This window comes from Desulfovibrio sp. (genome assembly GCF_035644575.1).
GTDB lineage: Bacteria > Desulfobacterota > Desulfovibrionia > Desulfovibrionales > Desulfovibrionaceae > Desulfovibrio.
In genome coordinates, this window is record NZ_DASQOG010000171.1 from 1 (window position 1) to 5,543 (window position 5,543).

The 5,543-nt window shown below is 61.2% G+C and carries 5 protein-coding genes; all 5 read left to right on the plus strand.

Annotated elements, in window-relative coordinates; all coding sequences use genetic code 11:
- Positions 1 to 358 (plus strand): cobalamin biosynthesis protein (locus tag VEZ52_RS09825; protein WP_324836652.1); only part of this gene is annotated, 358 nt, incomplete at its 5' end.
- Positions 359 to 365: 7 nt separating this feature from the next.
- The gene (locus tag VEZ52_RS09830; protein WP_192112283.1) at positions 366 to 1,112 is read left to right on the plus strand and encodes a sulfite exporter TauE/SafE family protein; all 747 of its coding nucleotides are present in this window, start codon (positions 366 to 368) and stop codon (positions 1,110 to 1,112) included.
- Between the two features lie 156 nt (positions 1,113 to 1,268).
- Positions 1,269 to 4,427, plus strand: a complete 3,159-nt coding sequence (locus VEZ52_RS09835) for an efflux RND transporter permease subunit (RefSeq protein WP_324836653.1) — start codon at positions 1,269 to 1,271, stop codon at positions 4,425 to 4,427.
- A gap of 18 nt (positions 4,428 to 4,445) precedes the next feature.
- Positions 4,446 to 5,237 (plus strand): YkgJ family cysteine cluster protein, encoded by a 792-nt coding sequence (locus tag VEZ52_RS09840; protein ID WP_324836654.1) that lies wholly within the window; start codon positions 4,446 to 4,448, stop codon positions 5,235 to 5,237.
- 166 nt (positions 5,238 to 5,403) lie between these two features.
- Positions 5,404 to 5,543, plus strand: a 140-nt coding sequence (locus tag VEZ52_RS09845) for a 3,4-dihydroxy-2-butanone-4-phosphate synthase (protein WP_324836655.1), incomplete at its 3' end; no start/stop codon positions are given.

Sequence of the window (5,543 nt, forward strand, 5' to 3'; positions counted from 1 at the left end):
AGCCATCTGCGAGCAGCATCTGCGGTTTTTGCCCGGTCGGCTGCGGCCCGTGCGCGTGTGGCAAGGCCGCTGGCCCGGTTTCCGGATTGTGGCCCGACAGGCCGTAGGTATGCCAAGCCCCAATTCCGGCTGGTCCATGACGGTCTGCGCATGGTTGTGCGGCGCGCGCATGGGCGGGCCGTCCGTGTACTTCGGCACGCTGACGCCAAAACCCTGGCTCGGGCCGGAACAGGACGAGGCCGCGCCCTGGGATCGCAAGCGCTTGCTGGCGCTTTGTGAACTCTTGCGCTATAGCGCCTTGTGTGGGGGACTGACGCTCTGGCTGTGCTTCATGGTGGTCAGTCTGCCTAATTTTTGAGGAAGATATGCTGTTAATAGTTCTGGGCGCTGTATGCCTGCTGGTGGGTATTCTGGTCGGGCTTACGGGCGTGGGCGGTATTCTTGTTCCTCCGGGCCTGATCCTGCTGAGCGGGCTTGAGCCGCACGAGGCCATGGGGACGGCGCTGGCGTCCTTTTTGCCCATTGGGCTGGTGGGAACCGTCATGTATCGCCGTTTGGGCCATGTGGACTGGTCGCGGGCCACGCCCTTTATGATCGGCGGCCTCGCGGCTCTGCCCGGGGCCGTGCTCAACGCCAGCATCAACGCAAAGCCGCTGGTAATTTTGCTGGCGGGCATCATCCTGTTTGCAGGCTTTTGCGTATTGCGCCCCCCCAAGGCTGGCGGCAGCGTTTTTTGGCAGAGCAGGGCGGGGTTTTTCTTCATCGGGGCGAGCACGGGCTTTCTGGCGGGCATGACTGGCGCTGGCGGCCCGGTGCTGACCATCCCGTGGATGATAGCCGCTGGGGTTGCCCCCATGACGGCTGTGGGCCTTGCCATGCCGTATCAGGTGGTTACAGCCCTGTTTGGCACGGTGGGCAATATAGCTGACGGGCATGTGGATTTTGCCCTGCTGCCGATAATATGCATTCTTGAAGTCGCAGGGTTTGCTGGCGGCGTGGTTCTGGCAAAACGCACGCCCACAGGCATGCTGCGCACCCTCATTGGCGGCGTGTGCTGTTTGCTGGGCCTGTTCCTGCTGGTGCGGGAGCTGGAGCAGTATTTTTTGAATTGATGGAATGGATTTGTCCAAAGCAGGCATGGGCGGGCTTTGACCGCCACAAGGCGAGTGCCCCGGACGTTGATTATTTTACATGGGCAGACTTGATCCGGGCAGCCCCTCTTGCCGCAAGGCAAGTGTGCCGTCCATTGCATTCCCCGAGGGGGCCGCATGAATATCGCCGCGCTTTTTATCCGCCGCCCTGTGGCCACTGTGCTGATAATGCTGGGCATGCTGTTTTTTGGCGTGTCGGGGTATCGCAACCTGCCCGTAAACCAGTTGCCCACCGTGGATTTTCCCACCATTCAGGTGCAGGCCGAACTTGCCGGGGCCGATCCGGAAACCATGGCCTCATCCGTGGCTACGCCGCTGGAAAAAGAATTTTTCACCATTGCGGGCATCGACTCCATTTCATCTGTCAATTCTACGGGCCGCACACGCATCACCATCCAGTTTGCCCTTGACCGCAATATCGATGCGGCGGCTCTGGACGTGCAGTCGGCCATCGGCCTTGCCCAGCGCCGTTTGCCCTCCAACATGACCGTGCCGCCGAGCTTCCGCAAGGTGAACCCCGCGGATCTGCCCATCCTGCAACTGCGCGTATCATCTGCCACCTTGCCGCTCTATGTGCTTAATGAATACGCGGATACGCTCATAGGCCAGCGCCTTTCCATGGTGGACGGCGTGGCTCAGGTGGTCATTTACGGGCAGAAGCAGTACGCAGTGCGCGTGCAGCTGAATCCGGACGAGCTGGCCACGCGAGGCCTTGGCATTGACGAGGTGGCAGAGGCTGTTGCCGCAGCCAACAGCATGCTGCCCACAGGCTCGCTGGAAGGGTCGCACCGGGCTGATTCCATCAAATCTTCGGGCCAGCTTATGAACGCCCGCGCCTTCAGCGACGCGGTGGTGGCCTACCGCAACGGCGCGCCCGTGCGCCTGCGCGATCTGGGCGAAGTGGTGGACAGCTTCAAGCAGGACAAACAGCTCACCTGGAGCAACGGCGGCGCGCCCAGCATCATGCTGGCCGTGGAGCGCCAGCCCGGCACCAATACAGTGCAGGTGGTGGATTCCATCCGCGCCCTGCTGCCCGCGCTGGAAAAGCAGTTGCCGCCTTCCGCAAAGGTGGAGGTTTTTTACGACCGCTCGGAGTCCATCCGCGAATCCGTGTCGGACGTGAAGTTCACACTGGTGCTCACGGTATTTCTGGTGGTGCTGGTCATCTTTATCTTTTTGCGCAATCTGCCCGCCACAATCATTCCCAGCCTTGCCCTGCCCATGTCGGTCATTTCGACCTTTGCCGTCATGTCCGTGCTGGGCTACAGCCTGGACAACCTCTCGCTCATGGCCCTGACCCTTGCCGTGGGCTTTGTTGTGGACGATGCCATCGTCATGCTTGAAAATATCGTGCGGCATCAGGAAATGGGCAAGGACCCGCAGACTGCGGCCTTTGACGGCTCGGCGGAGATCGGCTTCACCATTGTTTCCATGACGCTCTCTCTGGCGGCGGTGTTCATTCCCGTGCTGTTCATGGGCGGCATCGTGGGGCGGCTGTTCCGCGAATTCGCGGTGGTCATCATTGCCGCGATCTTGAGCTCGGGCGTGGTTTCGCTCACGCTCACGCCCATGCTCTGCGCCTATTTTTTGAAGGCGCAGGGGCGGAACATGGCCGGGCACAAGCCCGCCGTGAGCGGGCTGTACGGCGCGCTTGAACGATGTTTTGACAGGCTGGCCGACCTGTACGCCCGTTCGCTGGATGTGGCCCTGCGCCATCGGCGCATTACCCTGCTGGCCTCGTTTGGCCTGTTGGCCCTGACAGTATGGCTGGGCATGATTATTCCCAAGGGATTTTTGCCCACGGAAGATATGGGCCTGTTGCAGGCCAGCACCGAGGCGGAGCAGGGCGTGTCCTTTGAGGGCATGGTACGGGCGCAGCACAGCCTTGATCCCATGCTGGAATCTTCCTCCCATGTGGCGGCCTACAACTCCATTGTGGGTATTGTGGGCGGCAGCCAGAGCATGAACAACGGCATTCTGCTCATGCGGCTGGCGGAGCACGACAAACGCCCCGGCATTGAGGCCGTGGCCCAGAAGCTGCGCAAGGATCTCAACACCTCGCCTTCCATGCGCGTATTTGTGCGTGTGCCGCCCACCATCAGCATTGGCGGCCGCGCCTCCAAGGCCCTGTATCAGTATACATTGTTTGGCCCGGATATGGGTTCGCTTTTTGAAAGCGCCCAACGCATTGAGGATGCCCTGCGCAAGCTGCCGGAATTGCAGGACGTCAACAGCGATCTGCAACTCAAGAATCCTGAGCTGCGCGTGACCATTGACCGTAACCGCGCCGCAGCTCTGGGCGTGACCCCGCAGCAGATAGAACTGGCCCTGCAGTCGGCCTACGGCTCGCGTGAGGTTTCGACAATTTACGCGCCCACGGATGACTATTCGGTTTTTGTGGAATTGCAAAAGCCCTTCCAGAAAGACCGCTCAGCCCTTTCGCGGCTCTATGTGCGCTCCAAGAGCGGCGACCTTGTGCCGCTGGATACCCTGGCCCAGCTTTCCACAGGGGTTGGCCCCATTGCGGTCAACCACAACGGGCAGTTCCCGTCCGTGACCATTTCCTATAACCTTCGCCCCGGTATTTCGCTCAGTCAGGGCGTGGGCGCGGTGGAAGCTGTGGCGCGTCCGCTGCTGCCCGATACGGTGACCGCAGAATCGCAGGGCACGGCGCAGGCCTTCCAGAGTTCTCTCAAGGGTATGGGCTGGCTGCTTGTGCTGGCCATTGTGGTCATTTATCTTGTGCTGGGCATTTTGTACGAGAGCTTCATCCACCCGTTCACCATCCTTTCCGGCTTGCCGTCGGCGGGTTTTGGCGCGCTGGCGACCCTGTGGCTGTTCGGCATGGAGCTTGATCTGTACGGTTTTGTGGGCATCATCATGCTGCTCGGCATCGTGAAGAAGAACGCCATCATGATGCTCGATTTCGCACTGGAAGCGCAGAAGAATGATCCGTCCCTTGACCCGCTGGCGGCCATTACCCAGGGCTGTCATGTGCGCTTTCGGCCTATCATGATGACCACTGTGGCCGCGCTTATGGGCGCGCTGCCCATTGCCGTGGGCATTGGCGCAGGGGCAGATGCCCGCCGCGCGCTGGGTCTGGCCGTGGTGGGCGGGCTGTGCTTTTCGCAGCTGGTCACGCTCTACATCACGCCAGTGTACTACTATTATATGGAAAAACTCTCCCGCAGGCTGGGACGCCTCTGGGGCGGGCGTTTCAAGCAGAACCGGCAGGAACATGCGGAGAATGGGCAAGCCTTTCCGCCTTCGCATTGATCCTGCCCTGGAGAACCTATGAGTATGCAGAATTCCCCTTTTTCATCCATGCCCGCGGATTCCGGCGGTGCGCCTGTGTGCAGACGCTGCGGCACCTGCTGCCTGCTGGGCGGGCCGACCCTGATGCTCAGCGACGCAGCCTTGCTGGTTTCCGGCACCTTGACTCTTGAAGCTCTGGTGTGCCTGCGCGCCGGGGAGTGGGCGCGGGACGACTCGCGCAAGGCATTGCGGCCACTGGAAGGGGAACGTATCAAGATTGCCGGGCCCGGCGGCAGGGTGCATCCCTGGCGCTGCCGCTATTATCGTGAAGGCGCGGGCTGCGGCATCTATGAACAGCGCCCTGCGCAATGCACGGCCTTGTTCTGCATGGATACCGGGCCGCTGGAAATGCTGCTTGCCAAAGCCTCGCACCTTGGGCGCTATGCGGCTCTGAACGCGCTGGCCGATGGGATCCCCGGATTTTCCACTCTGAGCGCTGCCAGCAGGGCATTGCTGCCTGACCTTGTGAGCGCGCATGAAGAGCAGGTTTCTGTGCGGGCAGTGCTTGAACTGGCCGACAGGCTGGGATTTTTTCCGCAGCAGGCGCAAGGCCTGACGGTGGAGCGTTATGCGGAGCAAGGCCCGCTGGAGGGCAGCGAGCGGGAAGCCGCCGTGGCGGAACTGGGCGAAGCCGCCCGCATGGACGCGGCCTTTCGTGAGCTATGCGTTGAGCGCGCCGGTGTACCCCGCGCCATGCTGCCCTTTTTGTTTGGCAGGTCGGTCAAGGATCTGCTGGCAGAGGTGGGTCTCAAGCCCGTTTCGCGCAGTTAGCCCAGGGTGCGGGCGATTTGCCCCTGCGTGGCGGCCCTGCACCTTTTGCGGTCAGAAAGGCGCTGGGCCGTTTGCCCCGCCTGCGGTTGACAGAACAGGCCTCCGTACCTAACCTTTGATGAAAGTAAAAAAATCACGCCCCCAGGCGGGCAATGAAGGAAGCAACATGCCATTGTGCAGCATTGAAGAGGCCATTGCCGACATCCGGCAGGGCAAAATGATTATTCTGGTAGATGACGAAGGCCGCGAAAACGAAGGCGACCTCACCATGGCAGCCGAGCATGTGACTCCGGAAGCCATCAATTT

Excerpts from the sequence above, each read along its gene's own strand:
- VEZ52_RS09830 (WP_192112283.1), top strand. The coding sequence starts at position 366 with ATGCTGTTAATAGTTCTGGGCGCTGTATGCCTGCTGGTGGGTATTCTG.
- VEZ52_RS09835 (WP_324836653.1), top strand. The coding sequence starts at position 1,269 with ATGAATATCGCCGCGCTTTTTATCCGCCGCCCTGTGGCCACTGTGCTG.
- VEZ52_RS09840 (WP_324836654.1), top strand. The coding sequence starts at position 4,446 with ATGAGTATGCAGAATTCCCCTTTTTCATCCATGCCCGCGGATTCCGGC.